General features: G+C 40.1%; 21 protein-coding genes. 8 read left to right on the top strand and 13 right to left on the bottom strand.

Going from position 1 to position 23,254, the window contains the following annotated elements; genetic code table 11:
- Positions 1–73: 73 nt before the first annotated feature.
- The 4 genes from Q0791_RS19660 to Q0791_RS19645 all read right to left on the bottom strand — a co-directional run bounded on the left by Q0791_RS19660 (position 74) and on the right by Q0791_RS19645 (position 4,094).
- Entirely contained in the window at positions 74–472 is a 399-nt protein-coding gene (locus Q0791_RS19660; protein WP_299010144.1) for a hypothetical protein, read from the bottom strand.
- 105 nt (positions 473–577) lie between these two features.
- Entirely contained in the window at positions 578–1,453 is an 876-nt protein-coding gene (locus tag Q0791_RS19655; RefSeq protein ID WP_299010141.1) for a DUF5677 domain-containing protein, read from the bottom strand.
- Positions 1,454–2,157: 704 nt separating this feature from the next.
- Positions 2,158–2,436 (bottom strand): peptidylprolyl isomerase, encoded by a 279-nt coding sequence (locus Q0791_RS19650; protein WP_299010138.1) that lies wholly within the window; start codon positions 2,434–2,436, stop codon positions 2,158–2,160.
- A gap of 314 nt (positions 2,437–2,750) precedes the next feature.
- Positions 2,751–4,094: an SLC13 family permease gene (locus tag Q0791_RS19645; RefSeq protein ID WP_299010136.1), complete on the bottom strand. Its 1,344-nt coding sequence runs from the start codon at positions 4,092–4,094 to the stop codon at positions 2,751–2,753.
- Between the two features lie 438 nt (positions 4,095–4,532).
- Here Q0791_RS19645 and Q0791_RS19640 point away from each other — a divergent pair, with 438 nt between their 5' ends.
- The 3 genes from Q0791_RS19640 (at position 4,533) to ilvN (ending at position 8,360) form a co-directional block, all read left to right on the top strand.
- Complete coding sequence (locus tag Q0791_RS19640; RefSeq protein WP_299010133.1) at positions 4,533–5,744, top strand: multidrug effflux MFS transporter; 1,212 nt, start codon at positions 4,533–4,535, stop codon at positions 5,742–5,744.
- Positions 5,745–6,144: 400 nt separating this feature from the next.
- Positions 6,145–7,866, top strand: coding sequence for an acetolactate synthase 3 large subunit (locus Q0791_RS19635; RefSeq protein ID WP_299010130.1), 1,722 nt, complete (start codon positions 6,145–6,147; stop codon positions 7,864–7,866).
- Positions 7,866–8,360, top strand: a complete 495-nt coding sequence (gene ilvN, locus Q0791_RS19630; protein ID WP_299010127.1) for an acetolactate synthase small subunit — start codon at positions 7,866–7,868, stop codon at positions 8,358–8,360. Before Q0791_RS19635 ends, ilvN begins: the two co-directional genes overlap by 1 nt.
- Before the next feature lie 122 nt (positions 8,361–8,482).
- Here the strand turns inward: ilvN and ushA (Q0791_RS19625) are convergent, their stop codons facing one another.
- The 6 genes from ushA (Q0791_RS19625) to Q0791_RS19600 form a co-directional block, all read right to left on the bottom strand.
- A complete protein-coding gene (ushA, locus tag Q0791_RS19625; protein ID WP_299010147.1) occupies positions 8,483–10,234 on the bottom strand; it encodes a bifunctional UDP-sugar hydrolase/5'-nucleotidase UshA in 1,752 nt (583 codons plus the stop codon).
- Positions 10,235–10,830: 596 nt separating this feature from the next.
- Positions 10,831–12,609, bottom strand: coding sequence for a bifunctional UDP-sugar hydrolase/5'-nucleotidase UshA (gene ushA / locus Q0791_RS19620; protein WP_299010124.1), 1,779 nt, complete (start codon positions 12,607–12,609; stop codon positions 10,831–10,833).
- A gap of 379 nt (positions 12,610–12,988) precedes the next feature.
- Positions 12,989–13,660 (bottom strand): carboxylesterase, encoded by a 672-nt coding sequence (locus Q0791_RS19615; protein WP_299010121.1) that lies wholly within the window; start codon positions 13,658–13,660, stop codon positions 12,989–12,991.
- Positions 13,661–13,669: 9 nt separating this feature from the next.
- Positions 13,670–13,882, bottom strand: coding sequence for a DUF3389 family protein (locus Q0791_RS19610; RefSeq protein WP_299010118.1), 213 nt, complete (start codon positions 13,880–13,882; stop codon positions 13,670–13,672).
- A gap of 76 nt (positions 13,883–13,958) precedes the next feature.
- The gene (locus tag Q0791_RS19605) at positions 13,959–14,441 is read right to left on the bottom strand and encodes a peptidylprolyl isomerase (protein ID WP_299010117.1); all 483 of its coding nucleotides are present in this window, start codon (positions 14,439–14,441) and stop codon (positions 13,959–13,961) included.
- A gap of 86 nt (positions 14,442–14,527) precedes the next feature.
- On the bottom strand, positions 14,528–15,715 hold the full coding sequence (locus tag Q0791_RS19600; RefSeq protein ID WP_299010115.1) for a lytic murein transglycosylase: 1,188 nt from the start codon (positions 15,713–15,715) through the stop codon (positions 14,528–14,530).
- Positions 15,716–15,985: 270 nt separating this feature from the next.
- On the opposite strand from Q0791_RS19600, the gene Q0791_RS19595 reads away from it, so the two are divergent.
- On the top strand, positions 15,986–16,345 hold the full coding sequence (locus Q0791_RS19595) for a DUF2750 domain-containing protein (protein WP_299010113.1): 360 nt from the start codon (positions 15,986–15,988) through the stop codon (positions 16,343–16,345).
- Between the two features lie 475 nt (positions 16,346–16,820).
- Entirely contained in the window at positions 16,821–16,994 is a 174-nt protein-coding gene (locus Q0791_RS19590; RefSeq protein ID WP_299010111.1) for a hypothetical protein, read from the top strand.
- Positions 16,995–17,215: 221 nt separating this feature from the next.
- On the opposite strand, the gene Q0791_RS19585 is transcribed toward Q0791_RS19590, so the two are convergent.
- Positions 17,216–18,130, bottom strand: coding sequence for a pyridoxal-phosphate dependent enzyme (locus tag Q0791_RS19585; protein WP_299010109.1), 915 nt, complete (start codon positions 18,128–18,130; stop codon positions 17,216–17,218).
- 264 nt (positions 18,131–18,394) lie between these two features.
- On the opposite strand from Q0791_RS19585, the gene Q0791_RS19580 reads away from it, so the two are divergent.
- Positions 18,395–18,826 (top strand): YccF domain-containing protein, encoded by a 432-nt coding sequence (locus Q0791_RS19580; protein WP_299010107.1) that lies wholly within the window; start codon positions 18,395–18,397, stop codon positions 18,824–18,826.
- Between the two features lie 34 nt (positions 18,827–18,860).
- Here the strand turns inward: Q0791_RS19580 and Q0791_RS19575 are convergent, their stop codons facing one another.
- Entirely contained in the window at positions 18,861–19,685 is an 825-nt protein-coding gene (locus Q0791_RS19575; RefSeq protein ID WP_299010105.1) for a transporter substrate-binding domain-containing protein, read from the bottom strand.
- A gap of 157 nt (positions 19,686–19,842) precedes the next feature.
- Positions 19,843–20,739: a LysR family transcriptional regulator gene (locus Q0791_RS19570; RefSeq protein ID WP_299010104.1), complete on the bottom strand. Its 897-nt coding sequence runs from the start codon at positions 20,737–20,739 to the stop codon at positions 19,843–19,845.
- Between the two features lie 155 nt (positions 20,740–20,894).
- On the opposite strand from Q0791_RS19570, the gene Q0791_RS19565 reads away from it, so the two are divergent.
- Positions 20,895–22,055 carry a homogentisate 1,2-dioxygenase gene (locus Q0791_RS19565; protein WP_299010103.1) on the top strand — a complete coding sequence of 387 codons (1,161 nt, stop codon included), beginning with the start codon at positions 20,895–20,897 and terminating at the stop codon, positions 22,053–22,055.
- A gap of 45 nt (positions 22,056–22,100) precedes the next feature.
- Positions 22,101–23,141: a 4-hydroxyphenylpyruvate dioxygenase gene (hppD, locus tag Q0791_RS19560; protein WP_299010102.1), complete on the top strand. Its 1,041-nt coding sequence runs from the start codon at positions 22,101–22,103 to the stop codon at positions 23,139–23,141.
- The last annotated feature ends 113 nt before the right edge of the window (positions 23,142–23,254 follow it).

The following is a 23,254-nucleotide window of genomic DNA, read 5'->3' as shown; positions in this document are numbered from 1 at the left end:
TCAATGTTAAGAGATGGCGTTTTGTGGAAAGCATCAAAAGCTTGAAATTAACGATTGACACCATAGTCTCTTGTTAGGTGCTGCTTGACCATAGCTCGTATCTACGACTTTGATGTTGACGTCCAACTGGGCATATGTAGTCAATAAATAATAGTAATTTGTTGTCAGTAACATTACGAATATAACCAAAGCTTTTTGGATTAGCTCCCTTATTAACTTCAGAAATACTTAAGGCAATGTCTAAATTATCTTTATTTAGTATTGCTGTACCTACTTTCAACGGCGCGCAACCATTTAACTCTTTAGGGCCTGCAACGCTGAGGTTAGTAGCCTCTTTATCACGAGAAAATTCGATAATAAATCCAAGTTTGCTTGCCAGAGTTTGATCTAGCTGAACAGACTCTATCGGTGCAGATGCTTGAGCAACAAATGTAACTAGAAGACCTAAATTTAAAGCAATAGTTCGAAGCATAACCTTATGGCACCTAACGCCTCATTAAGAGGCATAAAATAGTTGGTTAAAATTAGTGACGAAGGAGCAAAACCAACTGTTTTTTTGTCCTTGTTTAACAGCTTGTTAGCCATGTTCATTACCATACAACTTATCAAAATGAACATAAAGAATTGAATTGATATTCTCTACCCATTGAAGGATGTCCATTAAATATTTATCAGTAATACCTATGTGGTTTAGCCACAGCTTATATGGTCGATTACAAAAGATTAAGGTAGTAGTTAAAAAACGTATATCTGGTGGATGGTAGAATGGAAAAGGATCAAAAGTATTGTCTTCATTCCTGTACAAGCACCAATCGAGACTATCATTCCATGACGCGTGTATTGATTCTGACATCATGCCAAAAGTTGACGTATACAATTTTTCGTCTTCTACTTCCTTAAAGATTTCAAAGAAATTTTTGCCTTGTAGTTTCCACCTGTTTTTCTTCTGTTCTTGAAATGAGTTTTCATCGAAGCCTTCCAATTCAAGTTTTTCTTGAACCGATTTAAGCAGCCTTTTTCCAGCCTTACTTTCAAAAAAGACATCTCCTTGTTTTAATTCACGTAAAATACGTAAACGGTCTTTGTACGATATTTTTCTATAGTCTTCAACAACTTGGGAGTCAGATTTTATTAGATAGCTAGCAGTTATGGCAGACTCTACTAAAGGGCGTTCTAGGATACTTATAATCTCTGCATTATCTTTTTCATAGTATGCGACTATTTCTTTAAGTAACTTCCAAACTTTAATTAACAAGCCCATAATCGGCGCATCGTCTAGAGAATATCCTGATGGGTTTAATTCAACATTTCTTACCCTTGTGATGCAGTCGTATATCTCGGCCACATCTTTATAAAAGATAGCGGCAAAAATATTAAGCTTTTCTATGGAATAAATATGCTCTTGAATATAGCCATCAGTGTACTTTTCAATGATACTTTCTAATTCGTCCAATTTGACTCAATCCTTGATAGTTACGGAGAATGGCTAACCTTTGTATAGTGCGCATGCGCGTTTATCATGTCAGACCACTACTCTTGTTAAAGCATCTGGCACACTACTAACATACTGTATTGCATAATTTACTCTATTAAGTATGAAAACCAATAACTTCACTATCACATCACCCAGCAACATACCCTCAAACGTTACTTATGTAAATAAAATGTTTTTTAACTAATAAAAAAACGGAAAAACAAGCCTAAATCCATGATCCGCCTCACAACTGATTGAATAACGCTTTTTCTTTGTCTAACCTTGAACAGCATTAGAATGTAGGTAGTGAGATAAACCCGTATTCGAAGAAACACTCTTCTTTAAGCTTTCGCTTTTGCTCTTAACCCCCCGTGTAGATGCGCCTGCTAGTTTCGGTTTCAAGGATGAAACCGTAAAACGGCCATGGATGGCTTCACAGCGTCTAGCAGGAGTATCTGCACAAAAGCCTGCGGCAGACAATAAGTACAACTGAACTAATGTAATCAAAATAATCTTAACTAATTGAAAAACATTCTTAAATATAAATATCATCAGCTTTCATGTGAAAGCTCACGCTCATCGAACATGATGGAAATCATTAGCAAGAATGACCACAAGAATAGTCTCTTTATAAATATCAATATCGTGACCATTGAATAAATGGTCACAAAGAAAGAGGACGATTAAGTCCGATACAAGACCTTGATGACATGCCACCCAAACTTGGTTTTAACGAGTTGTGGCACTAAAATTTCCCCTTTAAAGGCGGCCTTGTCAAATTGTGGCACCATTTGCCCTTGGCGGAATTCACCGAGATCTCCCCCTTTTTTACCCGACGGGCAGGTCGAATACTTTTTGGCTAAGACGTGAAACTTAGCGCCTTTTTCAAGCTTGTTTATAATCTCTTCAGCTTGTTCTTTATGTTTTACTAAAATGTGCAGCGCACTCGCAGTCCGGGCCATAATGGTACTCAAGATTATACTTTTAAAAATTAGCGGTAATGTAAAACTTATCGCGTTAAATAGCCATAAAAAAACCTGATTTTCTCTGTGAAAATCAGGCTTTCAAATCACCGACTGGCTCAAGTGACAATGGCTAAAGTGACAATGGCTAAAGTTTAAATAAAAACGCTTAAACCTTAAACCTTAAACAAAGGCAATAGGCAATAGGCAATAGGCAAGAAACGAGTCTATATCCACCAACGATATCCTCAAGCTATTACCTCAAAGCTATTACCTCAAAGCCCTCGAAGCTATGCTCACACTCTAGCTAGGAACTAAGAAAACAAACTGACACACAAGTAAACCACAAAAATACCGATAATATTTAAAAGCATGCCCGCTTTTAGCATCTGGCTTTGCTTCACCTCACCAGTTGCATAAGCCAGCGCATTAGGTGGTGTTGCCACCGGCAACATAAAGGCACAAGTTGCCGCTACTCCGACACCAAAAACCAGTGAATAAGTAATCGCCGGATTAAATTGATCCGCAAGGGCTATCATAATAGGAATGAGGATCGCCGCCGATCCCGTATTAGAGGCCAACTCCGTTAAGAAAATCATAAAACTGATACAGGCAATCACTAAGAACCAAGCAGGTGCATTTTCAAGTGCAGACATCAATGCTTCGGCGAACCAAGCAGAAGTTCCCGTTTCTTTAAGGACCATAGAAAGACACAAACCGCCACCAAATAACAACAAGATCCCCCAATCAATTTGGCGCTCAAGTTCTTTCCAACTAATCAACTTTAAGGCAGGGGCCGCAGCGGTGATCATTAAGGCAATTAAACGATCGAAACCATCTACAGCTAAAAAGTCACCGATAGGTTTGGCAAACACCCAGCACACAACCGTAAACATAAACAGCGCTATGGAGCCTTTCGCTTCTGGCGTCCAGCGCATTGACTCATCAGCGGATAAATGCACCACTTGAGCATTCTTTTCTGGACGAATAACCACATACAAAGCCAATAATACCGCAGGGAACATAAGCAAAGTGGTAGGCAAGCCGACTTTTAGCCAAGTTAAAAAGTCCATATTCAATGCCGCAGCCGCAATACCGTTTGGCGGTGAACCGACTATGGTGGCTAGCCCTCCAATATTAGCCGCATAAGCGGTACCTAAAATCACAAAGGCACGCATTCGAATATATTGCTTATCAATTAATCCAATAGCAATAGGCAGCATCATGGCTGTGGTCGAAGTATTACTCATCCACATGGATAACAAAGAGACAACGGAAAAGAATAAAATAATGGTCCGCCATAGATGTCCTCCAGTGATCTTAGTGACCGTTGATGCTAACCAGCGGTCAATGCCGTGTTTATTTAATAACGCGGCAAGGGTAAAGCCACCCATAAAAAGATAAATAATACTGGAGGAGAAATTGGTCATTCCCGCTTTAAAGCTTAAAACGTGAGTCAAGGCTGCCACCACGGGCACTAAAATAGCCGAAACAGATAAGGGAATGATCTCCGTCATCCACAGCCCAGCGAATAACACTAGCATGAAAATGCCTAACTGAGTATCCGCCTGCTCAACCAATCCATGGCCAATAAAATAACTGGTTACCGCCCATAGCACAATCAGCACTATTTTCAACGGAAGTGAAAGATTATTCATATTTTTTTATCTTAATGAGATTAGATTAAATGTCATACAATCGAAAATAAGTGATTGCTTAAAGTTAAGGCTAAACAACTGAAAATAAAAGCTATCTCAACCTTATTAGGCCTTAAACCATTGACATATACTAAATTAAAGAAAACTAAGCTACCAGTTTCTCTATCATTGAAAGGCATAAAGCGATTTATTTTAAAAAAATACCACCCAAAAAAATACATTTAATTAACTCAATTCTTGCATGTATTAATAAAAAATAACGCTCCCTCCAATTAATCTTCTTTTAGACCTATCTCCTTTCGCCGCCAAGTAAGAACAAACAATCATCCCCATAATGTATGTTATGCTTGGCCACTATTCGCTTTGATAAGTATCAAAAGACAAGATTATCATTTGCACCTATTTTTGCTTACTCGTATTTAAGAGCCATTAAACGCCATGTCGACTCATTCTCTTCCCGCCGCACCACAATTTACGCGCCTTATTCCATTATTAGCAGCCATTATTGCCATCACCCCCCTTGCCATCGATATGTACCTTCCTGCCATGACGATGCTGGCCACTGAATTTCATACCCCTATTACAGATATTCAGCAATCCGTGAGCCTTTATTTGTTAGGGTATTCTGCGGGTATGTTTGTCTTTGGCCCTTTAGCCGACAAATGGGGAAGGCGACATTTTGTTATTTTTGGGCTTATTAGTTTCATGCTCACCAGCTTAGCACTTGCTCTAACCACCCATATTCAACTTTTCTTGATATTGCGTTTTTTGCAAGCATTATCAGGGGCTGCCGCCACCGTTGTTATTCCAAGTTATGTCAAAGACATTTATGGCAAAGATACCGCCAAAGGCATGTCTTATGTCATGCTCATCATGATGCTCGCCCCATTAATTGCCCCCAGTATCGGTAGTTTTATTCTCACCTTAGGCAATTGGCACATGATTTTTCTCCTCACATCCGCTTACGCTTTCATTATTACGATTATTGCGTTATATCAATTAAAGCTGCCCAATGACATGCCGCACAATAAGCAGAAAGATCCACTAAACCAAGTCTCTTTTCTTAAAAACTATAAAATCGTATTCACTAAACCAGGCGTTGCCTTAAATATCATGGTGAGTTTTGTGATCTCATTCGCCTTTTTTAGTTATATAACCGCCTCTCCTTTTGTGTTTATGGACGTCTTTGGCCTTCCTCCAGAGCAATTTGCCATTATTTTCACCGCTAACGTAGGCGCATTAATGTTAGCAAACGTCATCAATAGCCGCCTAGTCACTCGCTTTGGTGCCGATGCATTATTACGTATTGCGACAGTCTTAGCGGTCATTGCTGGCGCCTTTTTATTAACCTTTAATATGTTAAATTTAGATTACCGCTATACGGCAGCCGCCCTCACTCCGCTAATGGGCTGTTTAGGGATCATGTCGGTCAATGCTGATGCCATTGTCTTGATGAAGTTTCAAAAGGAGATCAGTACAGCTTCAGCGGTGATCGGCACCCTCAAGTTTGGTTGCGGTGCATTAGGCGGACCCATTCTGGCTTTATTTGCCAAAAACAGCGCCACTCCCTTTGCGACTCTTATGCTCTGTGCAGTTATTATTGCTGCAGTACTGCAAACCCTGATCCACATAAAAAAAGGTCACACATAAAAAAGTCGCATACAGAAAAGTCACCCATAAGGTCACTTCACATTTAGCCGCTTATCACATGAAATAGCCATTAAAGTTTTTCGTTAATAATGAAAAAATAAACAATATTATTGTTAAAGAAAATGTTGTTTATTTTTTTTTAATACTGAAAAAAATTCAACTAAGCTTTTTTTTTGATTTAAAACACTTGTAAAGCCGATCAATTTTCATATTATGGAATAACTGTTATGACAGTCGAGTACCATATTCCACAAGATGTCGCAGGCGTTCTTCCCTGTTAAGCACTTTTAGCTTAGGTACAAACGAGTAAAGATCACCATCTGCACTCATTTATTCAAGCGATTACCGTCGCTGTAGCAAGATACTGCCTACCGCAGCGGTAACTTATGAGGATTAAATAATGGAAATGTTATCTGGCGCGAGTATGATCGTTCGATCGCTCATCGATGAAGGTGTCAAACATATATTCGGCTATCCTGGTGGATCTGTGCTGGATATCTATGATGCATTGCATGAAAAATCAGATATTGATCATATTCTTGTTCGACATGAACAAGCTGCAGTGCATATGGCCGATGGCTACGCACGCGCTACAGGTAAAGTCGGTGTCGTCTTAGTGACATCAGGTCCTGGCGCAACCAATGCCATCACGGGCATTGCAACGGCCTATATGGACTCTGTCCCTATGGTGGTTTTATCAGGACAAGTCCACAGCACCTTAATAGGTAATGATGCATTTCAAGAATGTGACATGATAGGTATTTCTCGCCCTATCGTTAAACATAGCTTTTTAGTGCAAGACGCCAAAGATATTCCCGCTATCATCAAAAAAGCCTTTTACTTAGCCTCTTCAGGCCGCCCAGGTCCAGTGGTCGTTGATATTCCCAAAAATTGTTTGAATCCCGAACTCTTACATGAATATCAATATCCTGAAGCCATCAAAATGCGCTCTTATAATCCTACGACCAATGGTCATAAAGGGCAGATCCGTCGTGGCTTACAAGCTTTATTAAGTGCAAAAAAACCCGTTCTTTATGTCGGCGGTGGCGCCATTATTTCTGGCTGTGATAAACAAATCATTACCTTAGCTGAAAAACTCAATATTCCAGTTATCACCACACTCATGGGACTCGGTGCCTTTCCTGGCACACACCATCAATGTCTTGGCATGCTCGGCATGCACGGGACATATGAAGCCAATATGACCATGCATAACTGCGATCTTATTTTTGGTATTGGTGTGCGCTTCGATGATAGAACCACCAACAATGTTGACAAGTACTGTCCCAATGCCACTATTTTACATATCGATATCGATCCCTCTTCTATTTCAAAAACGGTGCGAGTTGATATTCCCATTGTCGGCTCAGCAGATAATATTCTCGATAGCATGTTAGCGCTGCTAGCAGACGATCCTACAAAAGATAACGATAAAGCCGCGCTGGATCATTGGTGGACTGATATTCAACAGTGGCGAACACGCAATTGCCTTGCCTATGATAAAACCAGCTTCCGCATTAAGCCCCAGCAAGTCATCGAGACCTTGCATAAACTCACTAATGGCGATGCTTATGTGAGCTCTGATGTCGGCCAACATCAAATGTTTGCCGCACTTTATTATCCCTTTGATAAACCGCGTCGCTGGATAAACTCAGGTGGCTTAGGCACCATGGGATTTGGTTTACCCGCCGCCATGGGCGTAAAAATGGCCTTACCAGAAGAAACCGTGGTTTGTGTCACAGGTGATGGTTCTATTCAAATGAATATTCAAGAGCTGTCAACGGCATTGCAATATGGTGTTCCTGTTAAAATCATCAATTTAAATAACCGTTTTCTGGGCATGGTCAAACAATGGCAAGATATGATTTATTCTGGTCGCCATTCACAATCTTATATGGACTCTGTGCCAAATTTTGCAAAAATTGCAGAGGCCTATGGCCATGTTGGCATAACCATAGATGATCCTGCCGAGCTGGAATCAAAACTGGGCGAAGCCCTAGCCATGAAAGATAAATTGGTGTTTGTGGATATTAGCGTCGATGAAACTGAGCATGTCTACCCCATGCTTATTCGCGGCGGTGCAATGAATGAAATGTGGCTCAGCAAAACGGAGAAAAGCTAATGCGTCGTATTATATCTATTTTACTTGAAAACCAATCTGGCGCCTTATCTCGTGTCGTCGGGCTTTTCTCACAACGGGGATATAACATTGAAACCTTAACAGTAGCCCCAACTGACGATGACACCCTTTCACGCCTCACTATTACCGTGAAAGCCGATGAAGCCATTTTAGAGCAAATCGAAAAGCAGCTCCATAAACTGATTGACGTCATAAAAGTATTAAATATCAGTGAAAGCCCCCATGTTGAGCGAGAATTAGCGCTCATCAAAGTGAAAGCCCAAGGCGATAGCCGCGAGGAAGTCAGACGGACGACCGATATTTTCCGCGGGCAAATTGTGGATGTCACGGCAAACTTGTACACAGTACAAACCATAGGCACCACAGAAAAACTCGATGCGTGCATTGCCGCTTTATCTGAGTTTACTAAGGTGGTTGAAATTTCACGCTCTGGTGTGGTTGGCTTATCCCGTGGTGAAAAAGCCATGAAGCTTTAAACTTGATTTTCACTATTCACAAATATAGCAAATAAAAAAGGTAGCCATTGGCTACCTTTTTTCAGTTTTCATCATAACAAGCGGATCGAATAAAGATCCGCTCAAACTTTTATTGATTAGGCTTATTCAGACGTTACGTGACAACCTAAGTCGCTGTTAGAGTTTTGGTAGACCACATTACCTATTGGCATGTAATCTGCTACCGCGATGACACCTTGCGCTTTAAAGAAGTCATAAAGCACATCTGCATCGACAAAGCCTGTCATGATAGCACCATCAAGTGCGGGGTAACCATCACCACCTGCTGCATTATAGCTAGGCACTGTAAAAGTATAAGATTCCGTTTCGCTAAAACCTTTACCATTAATATCACTGATCGCAACGGTATTGGTTTCACAGTCGACATCCATTGAAATCCCTTTAAGCTGCGCATAGGCACCTGAGCCTAATTGGAAAGTCGCGACTGTACCTAAATAGTCAGCAATTTCTGCACCGGTTAAGGTATTCTTAGTCACAGTGTTACCAAAAGGTTGAACGGTTAACACATCTTCATAAGTCACTTCACCGGCTTCAATGGATGCACGTACACCACCTGAGTTCATGACAGCAAAGTCAGCATCGATGCCCGCTTTACTCTTTTGCGCTTCAGCAATCAAGTGACCTAAGTTAGTTTGCCCATTACGTACGACTTCACGATCGCCCTCAAGCTTGCCATCCGTTGTCGCAATAACTTCCAGCAAGGCTTCACTGCCTTGATCTTGATAAGTCCGTAAAATCTCTTGAACAAAGGGATCGGCTTCAATTCTGTCGCCAATTAATTGCTCTGTTTCATTACCCTCTTCATCAACCACTTTTCCAAGTATGTTAACGGGAATAAGCTGATAGTTAGCAAGGTGCAATTCACCTTCATAATATTCAAAATCGGCACGTCCAACATACTTACCCCACTCGTGAGCTTGCATTATGTAAGTCCCATTTTGTTGATCCGGTGTACATTCATCACCCGCACTGAAATCGGCATAAGTGTCAGTACCCGCTTCCATACAAACCGGATTTTGAGAGTGTCCACCCACAATACCATCTAATAAACCCGCTTCTAGCTTGCGCGCCATAGCCACATCACCTGGAGCATTGCTGCCATTAGCACCATCTGCATAATGTCCCATATGGGTCGCGGCAAAAATAACATCAGCAGCTTCTGCTTCGTTGATTTCAGCAATCACTTTAGCCACTTCCGTAGTAGGATCAGTAAATTGAAGTTCACTGATATACTCAGGATTACCCAATTTAGCCGTATCTTCTGTGGTTAAACCAATCACAGCCACACGCAGACCACTCACCTCAAAGATTTTATAAGCATCAAAATAACGCTCGGTGAACTCACCGTTATCATCTTTTTTATAGATATTTGCCGCTAACATTGGAAAATCAGCAAGTTCACGTTGCATTTCCAAGACATCTAATGAATTATCAAACTCATGGTTACCCACTGCCATGGCATCATATTTAATCAAGTTCATGCCCACAAAATCAGGCTTGGCATCGAGTAGATCAGAACGCGGTACACCCGTATTCACATCACCACCAGACAGTAATAAGACTTCACCACCATTGGCTTCAACTTCATCACGAATTTGATTGACGAGTGTCATACGCGCTGCCATACCATACTCGCCATCACTGTTCTCCCAGAAACGACCATGGTTATCATTAGTATGAAGCAGTGTAAATGTAGAGCAAGCATCACCGGCTTCTGCGCAGCTCGTCGCAATTTCAGGTGTTGTCACATTGTTATTATCATCGTCGCTACCACAACCAGCAAGTGCGGTTAATACTGCTGTCGCTACCAATCCCTTAAGTAATTTTTTATTCATCATATCAACCTATTATTTTTATTTGTCATTATTATAATTTAGCGATAACGCATCATTATTCTTATTTCGCTGGCACCCATTCTAGCAAAAAAAAAACTCAATATGTGTCAAAAATATGACAATTTGTAATTTATTTGTTTTTATAGTTACTTTTTAAACAAGTAAAATAAACACAAATAAAAACAATCATTATTTATTTCACATTCAAACTGATGTAAAAATAACAGTGTAAAATTATAATGCTTTGAGTTTAAAGCTATTAACAACAAATACCAATAAACACTAAATTAAGAACAATGAATAAACTAAAGTGGAATTTACTTTGTGTGACAAATAAAGATAACAATTGTAAAGAGCACCCTATTATTAATAATAAACGCCCCTTTAAGTACGAAAAATATACAGAAAAATAAATAATAGATGATTCTGTTTATCGCTAATGATATTGCTTAAGGCAGCGTTAAGCGTAAAAACAGAAAAAATGAAGAATAAATAGGGAATAAATAAGAGACGAAGGAAACAGCGAGAAAAAATAAAAAGCTCGACTTTTCACTTTTTCTCACTCGGGAAGAAAGAAGGTAAATGTTGCCCTATGGTTAAAGTGCTACAGACACTTGGCAACCTAATGGGCTATCTGAGTTTTCATAGAGAATATCCCCTGAAGGCGTATAATCCGCAACCGATACATTTTTTGTATCTTTGAAAAATTGAAACAATACATCAGCATCCACATGCCCTGTTGCAACAGCATCAATGATAGGATAACCATCTCCCCCCGCAGCACTGTAACTGGGAATACTAAAGGTATATGTGTCCGTGTCTTTAAAATCACGACCATTAATTTTGCTGATATTCACCGTTTTTGCCACACAGTCTACCGACATTTTGACATTGGTGATCTGAGCATAACCACCAGAATCACGTTGCATTGCCGCGACGTTGCCTAAATACTCACGTAATTGTGTGCCTGTCATAGTGGCTAGACTGAATAAATTACCGAAAGGTTGCACCATCAAGACATCGCGATAACTGATTTTACCCGCTGGCAGCGAATCCCGTACCCCGCCTGAATTCATGATCCCAAAATCGGCATTGAGTTTTTGGCTTTGCACTTTCGCAATTAATTGGCCTAAATTCGTTTGCATGAAACGCACATGATCCCGTGCACCATCAAAGACACCGTCGGTTTTAGCGACCACTTGATCGAGCTCTTCTTGCCCTTGCATTTGATACGGCTCTAATGCAGCCAACACTTTATTGTCAGGTTGAATATAAGATTGAACCCAAGTGTTCACGACTTTACCTTGAGTATCAAAGACAAGCTTACCTTTCTCATTCCGTTTAGGCTTGACTAAATTAACTGGAATAAGCTGATAATTAACAAGGTGTAGCTCCCCGCCATAATATTCAAAGTCAGCTCGGCCCACATATTTTCCCCATTCATGGGCTTGCATAATATAAGCGCCATTTTGTCTATCGGGTACACACTCATCACCGGGTTGAAACTGCGCATAATGCTTGCTGTTGGGCTCCATGCACACAGGGTTTTGAGAATGCCCACCAAAAACAGCTTGCAACAATCCAGGTTTCAGTGAACGCGCCATCATCACATCACCCGGCGCATTACTGCCAAAATGCCCGTCAGCAAAATGACCCATATGGGTTGTGGCAAAAATCACATCAGCGGCATTATTCGCCTTAAGCTCTTTAATCACTTTGGCAATTTCAATGGCAGGATCGGTAAAGGTCAGTACATTAACAAATTCTGGATTACCTAACTTAGCGGTATCTTGAGTGGTTAAACCGATAACAGCCACTCTGAGCCCGTTCAGATCAAAGATTTTATAGGGCGCAAAATAACGGGTCCCATCGGCCTTATAAATATTGGCCGCAAGCATAGGAAAGTTTGCCCATTCACGTTGCTTATCTAAAACTGATAAGGGGTTATCAAACTCGTGATTCCCCACAGCCATAGCATCGTAGCCTATTAAGTTCATGCCTATAAAATCAGGTTTAGCATCTTGCAGATCAGACTCAGGTACCCCAGTATTAATATCGCCTCCTGATAAGAGTAAGGTTTCTCCACCAGCCGCTCTCACCTCATGACGAATGCTGTCAACTAAGGTCTTACGGGCCGCCATGCCGTATTCCCCTTCTTGATTGTGCCAAAATCGCCCATGATTATCATTGGTATGTAATACCGTAAAATGAATACAATCATCACCCGCAGCTTCACAACTCGGCACCTCAGTCTTAGCCAAGTTTAAATCTGATCCGTCTGTTATTAATGCATCACTCTGCTCTATCCAATCACAAGCAGAGAGAGAAACGGCCAGCCCTATCCACACGGCCACCTTAACGAGCTTTATTATCATGCTGCATTCACCTTTTTCATTCTTATTTTGACAATGCAATTTTTTATCAAAAAAGTTAATCAGAAAGTTAATCAAAAACATTCACATCTATTTCGGCGGCGGATCCTAGCACAGACAAGACTTTGATGAATTGAATAAAACGAATGAATTAGACTTATGTATAACACAAGGGCATATTATTAAATTGAAATATACAAATCAGACATCACTTAACACATGAATAAAACATAAAGTCGTCATTAGTAAAAGTAGTGTAACAATCAATCTTCAATTCAAAGAGGGGGGATTGAGTAGACGTCATTTTAAAATGCTAAGCAATGGGGATTAAACACTTAGAAAATGACGTTGTAACATTCATCTTTTTAATTAGGCTACTTATTCAAGAAAGCCGAGCCGTTAACCAACGACCAATATCCAATAATTGTTGAGGCAACACATTATGCCCCATAGTATATTCCTGCCATTGGGTTTGATATCCAGCAGCAAGTAAAGCCTTTCTCGCCATTACTCCCGCTTGATGAGGAACGACTTCATCTTGTAGTCCGTGATGTTGTAATATCGCCGTTGAGCGATTTTGCTCGCTGACATCATTCGGTAGCTTATCACCTGACGGTAAATAACAAGAGAGCCCCATGATACCAGCCAACTTTTTCGAATAACGAAGCCCAGTAAATAAGCTCATCACTCCACCTTGACTGAAACCTGCCAAAATAATGCGATCCGCACTGATCCCTAAGGCTTCTTGTTCTTCAATTAATGCCTTAACCCGCGCTTCACTAGCCAACACACCGGGTAAATCCGCTCTATCTAATAAATCCATTCCCTTAATGTCATACCAAGAACGCATCACATAACCTGCATTAATGGTCACAGCTTGCTCAGGGGCATGAGGAAAAACAAAGCGAATACTATGATCAGTTTTTAATCCTAACGCAGGCACAACAGGGGCAAAACCCGCGCCTGAATCACCCAAACCATGCAACCAAATCACACAGGCATTCGCGACGCCCTTTGGCTCAATCGTAATACGTTCCAATGGTACCACTGACATCTTCATTCCTTATATCATTAATGTATTTTTTATCTGTAATAGCTGTTCTGCAGAATCCAACTTGATGCTCCAGCGCACCGCGCCGGCGTCCGCATACATGATTTGCACATCCATTTTAAACTTGATATCTTCCGCCATACCATAAAGAGTGGCTTGGCCCAAACGGATCTGCACTTCATCAGGTGTCACAATGATCTTACCTTGGGAAAAAACAATAATCATAATGTTCTCATGATTAAAAAAAGCCCAACAACGTCATGTAAATGAACGCCTTGGGCTTTAAGCATTTAAAGTGCGATTAATGCTGATGACCACCTTTACCATGTGCATGGCCATGGGCAATTTCTTCCGCTGTGGCTTCACGGGCATTCAGCAGTTCAATATCAAAAGTCAGTTCTCGACCCGCTAATGGATGATTAACATCCACAGTAGCCATAAATTTACCCACTTTAACAACCGTCACTTGGCGTTGCCCTTGATCGGTATTTATCAGTGCTCTCATACCGGGCTTCCACACTTTAGCCCCTTGTAAATGTTTCACTGACACACGTTGTTCAGCGTCTTCATTACGCTCGCCATAGGTTTCAGCAGCAGGTAAAGTAACAGTGAATTTTTCGCCCACTTCTTTACCCGCAATTGACTTTTCCACACCCGGCATCATATTGTCATGGCCGTGTAAATAAGCGATGGGATCATGCCCTTCATTGGTTTCTAATACATCACCTTTTTCATCACGCAATGTATAATTAAACTGCACGACCATATCATCATTAATACTCATAACTATCCTTCACTCTTATTGATAGCGAAAGCTTACCAAATGCAAGCCGTTGGCTCTAGCTCTTTTGTCCGTTTCATCACTGAAAACTATCGTGATACTCCCAAAGATTCTAAAGTCGCCACACTTGGATACCCATCGGCAATGAGGCCTTGACTCTGCTGATAGTCTTGTAACCCTTTTATGGAACGCGATCCCATGACACCATCAGCCTCACCCACATCAAAGCCTTTTTCATTCAGTGAGATCTGCAAGGCTTTTAATTTTTCACGGCTTAATCTAGGCTGTTTAGGAGGGACATTTGTTAATACTCCACCACCATTGATACGATCTGCCAACCTACCCACTGCAAGCGCATAAAAAGTAGAACGATTCCAACGCATGATCACATCAAAATTCTCATAAGCTAAAAAAGCCGGCCCCAAATGGCCAGAAGGAAGATATAAACTGGCCTGCATATTGGGCGTACTTAACGCCGTACGGTTAGTATTAAGAAGCCCTAGCTCAGACCACTGTGCTAACGACTTCCTTTGGGCTTTACCCACATTGTCATAAGAAAAGCCGCGAGGCAAAATCACCTCTCTTCCCCAACGTTCATTTCGATGCCAACCCAGTTGCTGTAAAAAATAAGCTGCTGATGTCAACGCATCAACTTGACTATTCCACAGATCAGCCTTACCGCTTCCATCTGCATCAATGGCATATTTTGCATAAGCCGAAGGCATAAATTGCGTATGCCCCATCGCTCCTGCCCAAGACCCCACCATGTCTTCTTGATTGAAACCATATTTCTGTTTCAATTTTAAGGCTTGCATTAACTCACCCGTAAAATACTCACTTCGCCTCGGTAAGCAAGCCAGAGTGGCTAGAGAGTCTAATACAGGCATTTTTCCTTTATAACTGCCAAAATTTGTCTCTAGCCCCCAAAAAGCCAATAAATATTGTGGCGGAATACCATACTGTTTAGTGAGCTGCTCTAAAAATTGACGATTTTCTTTTAATAACTGCCTACCTTGCTGCACTCGTGCTTCCGTCACCCGCTTATTGTAATAGCCTTCAAAAGTTTGACTAAATTCAGGTTGCTGATTATCCAGTTCCACCACGCGAGGAACATATTTCACTTTAGCCAGAGTATGGTCAATAATCTCTTGAGATAAGCCCTGCTCTTTGGCGGTAGCTTGTAAGCCTTTCACACAAGTCTGAAAGTCTTGTGCCGAAACAGTTGGAATGTAAACAGTTGAAAAGATGAGCATTGACGCTAAGGGGATAAATTTCATAAACCAGAAGACTCCCAAAAAATTAAGATATTCGATTCAAACTTAGTCATCACTCTAGACTAAAGCACCATAGGTTCCTAATAGAACCGATAAAAAATCGGCAAATTTAATCAAGTTGACCATAATTTAACCCTTTAGTTCTCATTTTTAATACAATATTCCTTACCCTTGTTCTTTTCATTGCTTTTTAATCATTAAAGCTTGATTAACCCTCACGGCAGTTGCACACTAACGCCTTATTCACTCTGTCATCCAGCCAAGAGAACCACTATGACAAATAGCGATCCTATATTGGACACTTTTATTAACAATGTTAAAGAGCAACAGCGGGTTTGGGGTTTACAAGATGAAGCCGGTGAAGGTTGGGTTGTCTGTGATTCTGCCGAATTTGAAAATACCGACGTGATGCCATTATGGTCTAATGAAACCCAAGCCAAAAGCCATTGCACTGAAGAATGGGCCCATTATCAAGCGGTATCAATCACTCTTGAAAACTTATTAGAAGAATGGATAAGTGATCTCAATGATGATGGCGTCTTAATCGGTGTCAACTGGGTTGAAAACCAAACCTGCCTTGAAGTCGATCCTATTGAGCTCGCGACTGCCTTGGTCAACATCGAAGCCGAATAATGCACGAATACCTAAGCGCATCACCTAAAGATGTGCTTAGGTATCTAATCAGATACCCAATGAGCTACAGCTCCTTCTTTACTCTCTCTTTATACTTAGTTTTGTACAAAACTTGACAAGTGTTTGCTCATCTAATAACCTAAGCGCGTTTTTGGTGTTCTCATATATGTTTTATTGCTGCAAATCCCCCCGTTAATAGGTTTGATTTTCTTCACAGCTAACGTAAAAAACTCCATCTGATCACATCGTCATGTTACTGTCACAACAGTGTGTTTCACTGATCGAAAGTATTTTGATAGATCACAGTTTATAGATTAATCGTCGGTAATATTTGGACAGACTGATTTCTATATGCTATTTAAAAGAGTGTATCAAAACACTTAAATGTTCATCTTTTGCGATTCGCTAAGGATATTTTATTATTAAAAACCCCACTGCCAGCTAAGGCAGTTTGATTAAAAAAGGAGTGTGGCCTATGTCATACCGAGTAAATGGACATGAAATTACAGTCGACTTTCCAGTTAACTCCATTTCAGTCAATAAATCTTCTATCGCTTTCACTGATAGTCGAGGCAAAAATAGAGAAACTTTTTCAAAACGTACTGAAGCACTCAAGTTTATGAAATGGCTTCTCACAAGCAATAAATAAAGCGTAAAAAGTAAAAACGACTTTTCGATACTCTTTCCTCTCATTCGTATCGAATGTTTGTTACTAAAACAAACAGTTAGGACTGTTATTGTACAGCTTTCAAAGTCAACTCATTTGGTTCAGGTCGTATCCTTTTCACAGATACATCACCTGGCCAAATGGTTAGTAAGGTCAAAAGACAATCTCTTCTGAATGTCTTTGTTAAACACGACTCACCCAATTCAATCAAATTTCCTTCGATATCGAGGTAACATACTCGCATTCCCTAATAAGCCTCCTTGATGAAGATATAACACAGGCCTTTTGTCATTACGGGTCAAAAATGACTGCAACACTATCCAACCTAAGGGATCGTAGAGTAAATCAAACTCAATACCGGTTTTATTCAATCGCTGCCACATCTCATAAAAAGCGTAATACAACTTACCGAAATGGTATTTCTTGCCACTTTCTAATACTGTAGGAAAACAAGCGGTATCCCCAACCAATACTGAAAATTGCTGCTTAAGATAATCACTGTCCCCCACCGCAGCACAAGTCATGACTTCAATGGGACAATCATGGGCTTTAAAATACGTCGCTAAATACAGGGCTGTTGTACCGGTTCCAGAAGGTAAGAACACCACTAATTGACCCAATTGCTCAATTTTCATCCAAGCAACAATTTCTGCCGCTAATAAAGACACACCATATTGAGCAAAATCGCAATGTCCCCCTTCCGAAATAAACAAAGTGGTTTCATCCTCCTTTGATAGCAAATCCTCAATATAAGTCGAGCAGCTCCTTCCTTGCCTATCAGACACAGTACTCAAATCAATAAAATTCGTCCCATTGTGCCGCGCTTGACTAAAATTGCCTTCATTGGCATTAAGAATTTGTTTCGCAATATGATCCACATAAAAGTCAAATTGCCAGCCTTTTAATTTGGCTAACACCGACAGAGAATACATTGAATTTGATTGAGGACTGCCAAAACTAATGAGGCGCTTCACATGAGGAAAATCATGATCTAAAAAATAGCGAAATTTACGGGCTTTATTACCCGAAAACTCTGGATGCAATAAATCATCTCGTTTAACAAAAACAGAATGGCCAAAAAAATCAATCTTCTCCACAGGTGTATCAGCTAACTTCACAAATCATATCATCCACAAAATCCAATCCTTTTACTATTTTACGCTGCCGATAGTCAAAACGAAAACAGAATAGCCAATATCATTAAAAAAGAATGTGAAAATCAATAAGTCAACAAAAAAAAACAATAAAAAACCTTAAAAACAGTACGTTAAAATATGGCATGAAATTAGCATTATTCTACATCATGTTCGCAAATGGTAATGGTATTCACCACCAGTGAACAAGATTAACCATAAACAAATCACTGCAACAAGGAGCATTGAATGGGTGTATTTCGCTTAGCATTTAACATCGCTTGGTTTATTATGGGCGGCTTCATTATGGGATTAGCATGGTGGCTAGCTGGGCTAATTTGTATCATCAGTATCATTGGGATCCCTTTTGCCAAGTCCTGTTTTATCATTGGTGAAATGACGTTTTGGCCATTTGGTCAAAATGCTGTTAACAGACAGACTATAACGGGACACAGCGACATAGGCACAGGGACTTTTGGTATGCTAGGGAATATTATTTGGTTTCTTTTAGTAGGTTTCTGGCTCGCTATCGGTCATATTATCTGCGCCATTGCCAGTGCCAGTGCCAGTGCCATTGCCAGTGCCATCACTATTATAGGCATACCTTTTGCTTTTCAACATTTGAAACTTGCCAAGCTTACTGTCATTCCGATAGGTCAAACCATCATTTCGACACAGTAATCATACCAATTCGCATTGTTCAAACCCTTTTTGATCAATGCGAATTAGTCATTGGCATGCTCGCTTCCATTAACGCATCAACATCAATTTTAGCTAAGCCTTCATTAACAATATCCCGCCACCTTCTTCCCTCTGGCGTATTTCGAAATGCAATAAATAGCTGCTTTTCAACGAGAGAACGTGGGTTCACTTGTATTCTCTCTTTTAAGGGTTCCATTCCTTCCCTGGCTAATAAGTATTTTAATACATGCAAATCAATTACAGCACCATTGACTCTACCAGACACCACTTTGCGAATATTTTGATCGTCTGAAGTCACCGTCTCCACTCGTTGCAGACCCGACGCTATCATGCCATCAAATTCTTGAGTATTGACATAACCTTTCACCACACCAATGCTGTACTGATTTAAATCAGACAATTTTTCCCAGTAAATAGGATTATCTTTATTTTCAACAATAACCAATAAACTGGAACCAATTTCAACAGAAAACACGACATTATCTGCCGGAAAAATATACTCTGGAATGTAGCCTAAATATTTCGTATGACTGCGAGTAGCCAGTCTGACGGCACGGTTCCAAGGATAAAAGTCCACAACAAGCTCATGCCCCATTGCTCGTAACGCGGCGCGCGTCACTTCCACCACAGCTCCCTTATTCTCAAGTTGCTCACTCGCATACGGAGGCCAATTTAATGAGGTTAAATACAAGGTATCGGCTTTAAGTGGAGAGACATAAAAAAACAAAAGAAAAAATAATAGCAGGCGACGATAACATTTCACATGATGGATCTTATTCATAACACTGATGAAAACACGACACACAAGAGAAAAATAAAACGTTAAAAGCCACAGCATTATGATCAAACTCCTTATTGATAATGAACCATTATCACACAAAATTTTAGCTAATTTCGTATTTATTGCCACTTTCCTTTTTGAATATCGTTTACAAAAGCTTGTTGAATAAGACTCAAGCTATGACAAACAAAAACGACAATGAATATAAAATCATTCAAACAAAATAGCCTTGCTCAAATTCATCCAATATTAGCTCAGTTAATAATTGCCCCCCTCTTCCCAACGGCCGCTCTAAGGTTGAAACCAATTGTGGAGTAAAACTAAAACGGCTTCCCCCCATAAAATCAATTTCCACCAGCGTCTCATTTTTAAGCTCCTCCTTAATTAAAAAATCAGGCATCCACCCAAATCCTACCCCCATTAATAATGCATTTTTTTTCATCATAAAACCTGACAAATAAAACACTTTGTCTCCACCAAATTGCAATTCATCTTGACGATTTTTCTCAGGAGAAGAGTCTTCAATAGTCAGTTCAACATGATGTTGCAATTCATATAAACTGAGCTGCATTTTATTGGCCAGCACATGATCACGACTGGCAACAAGGATACTTGTGATTTCAGGTAAAGGCTTAGGCTGGTAATGAGGACCCGTCCGATAATCTTTTACCAACATCAAATCCGCTTTATTGCGCTCAAATCTATGCTGTACCCCACCTAAAAATTCCATGTTTAGCTGGATCTTTGTCGGAATTTGATAACTTGATAATCGCTTCAAAGCCCGCATAATCGGTTCCATAGGTAAGGCACCATCAATCACCAATTCCAATTTAGGCTCCCAACCTTGCTTAAATCGGCTCGCAAGATGCTCAATATTAGCTAAATTGTGCAATAACTTTCGCCCTTCGGCGAGAATGATTTTCCCTTCAGGCGTTAACTCAGCTCGGTATTGATCTCGGCTAAAAAGTGTGATCCCTAGGTGCTGCTCTAATTTTTTGACTTGATAGCTGATCGCAGATTGGGCCTTGTGTAACCGCTCTGCCGCTCTAGTAAAGCTTCCCTCTTCAACAAGCACTTCAAGCATTTTAAAGACATCGATATCCACACGCATCACATCACCTCGTGTAAACTTAAGTTTACTATCTAAAATTTTGATGGTTTTAATAAAATTATTATTCTTTTTTTTGTTTGTTTTAGCAACTAAATTGGTTTTGAGAACGAGATGATGTGCAAGAAATTGCGTAATTCGCATTGAGGAAGAAAGACATGCCATTTTATATTAAACAAGGCCAGATCCCAGACAAACGCCACATTCAATTTAGAAAAGAAAATGGTGAACTTTACCGAGAAGAATTGTTCTCAACTCATGGTTTTGCCAATATTTACTCCAATAAATATCACCATAATATGCCCACCAAAGCCTTAAATGTCACTTCTCATACTCTTTCTCATGGTGAGCCTTGGCAGAATACATTAATACAGAATTATAAACTCGATACGACACAAGCAGATCAGCCAGGTCATTTCTTTAGTGCTCGAAATAAAATATTTCACAATAATGATGTCGCTTTTTACACAGCCCAAGTCACAGAAGAAACCAATGCGTTTTATCGTAATGCTTACGCCGATGAAGTGATTTTTATTCACGAAGGCGAAGGAATACTCTACAGTGAATATGGCATTATCAAAGTCAAACAGTGGGATTATTTAATCATTCCAAGAGGCACCACTTACCAACTTAAATTTAATGATTACCATAATGTACGCTTATTGATTATCGAATCATTTTCAATGATTGAAATTCCTAAACATTTCCGCAATGAATATGGCCAACTACTGGAATCTGCGCCCTATTGTGAACGTGATATTCGTACTCCCACGTTAGAGGATGCCATTGTTGAACAAGGCGACTTTACGTTAATCAGTAAATTTGGCGATCAATATCAGAATACATCACTAGAATGGCATCCTTTTGATTTAGTCGGCTGGGATGGATTTGTCTACCCATGGGCCTTTAATATCAAAGATTATGCCCCCAAAGTCGGACAAATTCACCTGCCTCCATCAGAGCATTTAGTCTTTAGTGGCCATAATTTTGTGATCTGTAATTTTGTCCCTAGACCCTATGATTTCCACCCATTGTCTATTCCAGCCCCTTACTACCATAACAATATCGATAGTGACGAAGTGATTTATTATGTCGACGGTGATTTTATGAGCAGAACGGGGATTAAAGCGGGATACATGACATTACACCAAAAAGGCGTGCCTCATGGCCCTCAACCTGGCCGAACTGAAGCCTCTATCGGTAAAACAGAAACAATAGAGTATGCGGTCATGATAGACACCTTCAACCCATTACACTTAACAACGCATGTCAAAAACTGCATGCAAGATGATTATAACCGCTCGTGGCTAGAAAAATAACAACGAAGCCACCACAGCATTAGTATATTGAAAGAGGATATTCACATGGCAAGCGAACAGAATCCATTAGGCCTACTTGGTATTGAATTTACCGAGTTTGCCACGCCAGATCATAATTATATGCATGACATTTTCATTGATTTTGGTTTTTCTTTACTCAAAAAAGCTAAGAACAAAGATATTCTCTATTATCAGCAAAATGACATTAATTTTTTATTAAATACAGAGCACAAAGGTTTTTCAGCCGAATTTGCTAAATCTCACGGTCCCGCTATTTGTTCTATGGGCTGGCGTGTGGAAGATGCCCGTTTCGCATTCGATATAGCCATCAAACGTGGGGCTAAAGGGGCTGATCCTCAACAAACCGATCTTCCTTATCCAGCCATCTATGGCATTGGCGACAGTTTAATTTACTTCATTGATACTTTTGGTGAAGAAAATAATATTTATCAAACCGATTTCGAAGATCTTCAAGCCCCAATTTATACACAAGAAAAAGGCTTCCTCGCCGTCGATCATCTCACCAATAATGTTCACAAGGGAACCATGGAATATTGGTCTAATTTCTATAAAGATATTTTTGGTTTTACCGAAGTCCGTTATTTCGACATTAAAGGCAGCCAAACGGCACTCATTTCCTATGCGCTTCGCTCACCCGATGGCAGTTTTTGTATTCCCATTAATGAAGGCAAAGGCAATGATAAAAACCAAATCGATGAATACCTCAAAGATTATAATGGCCCAGGTGTTCAGCATTTAGCTTTTAGTAGTAGAGATATCGTTGCCTCTTTAGACGCCATGAAAGGCTCAGCCATTCAAACCTTAGACATTATTCCTGAATACTACGACACTATTTTTGAAAAGCTGCCTCAGGTTACTGAAGATAGAGAGAAAATAAAAGAACATCAGATACTTATTGATGGAGACGAAAAGGGTTACCTACTACAAATTTTTACTAAAAATTTGTTTGGTCCCATTTTCATTGAAATCATTCAAAGACGAAATAATTTGGGATTTGGAGAAGGTAACTTTACTGCACTGTTTGAATCCATTGAGCGAGACCAAGTGAAGCGGGGTGTTTTATAATCACCTACTAACGTACTTAAATAGCAGCCTGTTGATTGAGCCTTGTTGATCAAATAGCTGCTTGAGATACAGCTATAGCAAGGTTTTCCGAGTTTTATTTCGTTGCCTGTCGA

This window comes from uncultured Shewanella sp. (assembly GCF_947495455.1).
Lineage (GTDB): Bacteria > Pseudomonadota > Gammaproteobacteria > Enterobacterales > Shewanellaceae > Shewanella.
Note: the sequence above shows the minus strand (reverse complement) of the source record. Positions and strands in the feature narration are given on the sequence as shown.

Excerpts from the sequence above, each read along its gene's own strand:
- Q0791_RS19660 (WP_299010144.1), bottom strand. The coding sequence starts at position 472 with ATGCTTCGAACTATTGCTTTAAATTTAGGTCTTCTAGTTACATTTGTT.
- Q0791_RS19650 (WP_299010138.1), bottom strand. The coding sequence starts at position 2,436 with ATGGCCCGGACTGCGAGTGCGCTGCACATTTTAGTAAAACATAAAGAA.
- Q0791_RS19645 (WP_299010136.1), bottom strand. The coding sequence starts at position 4,094 with ATGAATAATCTTTCACTTCCGTTGAAAATAGTGCTGATTGTGCTATGG.
- Q0791_RS19640 (WP_299010133.1), top strand. The coding sequence starts at position 4,533 with ATGTCGACTCATTCTCTTCCCGCCGCACCACAATTTACGCGCCTTATT.
- Q0791_RS19635 (WP_299010130.1), top strand. The coding sequence starts at position 6,145 with ATGGAAATGTTATCTGGCGCGAGTATGATCGTTCGATCGCTCATCGAT.
- ilvN (WP_299010127.1), top strand. The coding sequence starts at position 7,866 with ATGCGTCGTATTATATCTATTTTACTTGAAAACCAATCTGGCGCCTTA.
- ushA (WP_299010147.1), bottom strand. The coding sequence starts at position 10,234 with ATGAATAAAAAATTACTTAAGGGATTGGTAGCGACAGCAGTATTAACC.
- ushA (WP_299010124.1), bottom strand. The coding sequence starts at position 12,609 with ATGATAATAAAGCTCGTTAAGGTGGCCGTGTGGATAGGGCTGGCCGTT.
- Q0791_RS19615 (WP_299010121.1), bottom strand. The coding sequence starts at position 13,660 with ATGTCAGTGGTACCATTGGAACGTATTACGATTGAGCCAAAGGGCGTC.
- Q0791_RS19610 (WP_299010118.1), bottom strand. The coding sequence starts at position 13,882 with ATGATTATTGTTTTTTCCCAAGGTAAGATCATTGTGACACCTGATGAA.
- Q0791_RS19605 (WP_299010117.1), bottom strand. The coding sequence starts at position 14,441 with ATGAGTATTAATGATGATATGGTCGTGCAGTTTAATTATACATTGCGT.
- Q0791_RS19600 (WP_299010115.1), bottom strand. The coding sequence starts at position 15,715 with ATGAAATTTATCCCCTTAGCGTCAATGCTCATCTTTTCAACTGTTTAC.
- Q0791_RS19595 (WP_299010113.1), top strand. The coding sequence starts at position 15,986 with ATGACAAATAGCGATCCTATATTGGACACTTTTATTAACAATGTTAAA.
- Q0791_RS19590 (WP_299010111.1), top strand. The coding sequence starts at position 16,821 with ATGTCATACCGAGTAAATGGACATGAAATTACAGTCGACTTTCCAGTT.
- Q0791_RS19580 (WP_299010107.1), top strand. The coding sequence starts at position 18,395 with ATGGGTGTATTTCGCTTAGCATTTAACATCGCTTGGTTTATTATGGGC.
- Q0791_RS19575 (WP_299010105.1), bottom strand. The coding sequence starts at position 19,685 with ATGCTGTGGCTTTTAACGTTTTATTTTTCTCTTGTGTGTCGTGTTTTC.
- Q0791_RS19570 (WP_299010104.1), bottom strand. The coding sequence starts at position 20,739 with ATGCGTGTGGATATCGATGTCTTTAAAATGCTTGAAGTGCTTGTTGAA.
- Q0791_RS19565 (WP_299010103.1), top strand. The coding sequence starts at position 20,895 with ATGCCATTTTATATTAAACAAGGCCAGATCCCAGACAAACGCCACATT.
- hppD (WP_299010102.1), top strand. The coding sequence starts at position 22,101 with ATGGCAAGCGAACAGAATCCATTAGGCCTACTTGGTATTGAATTTACC.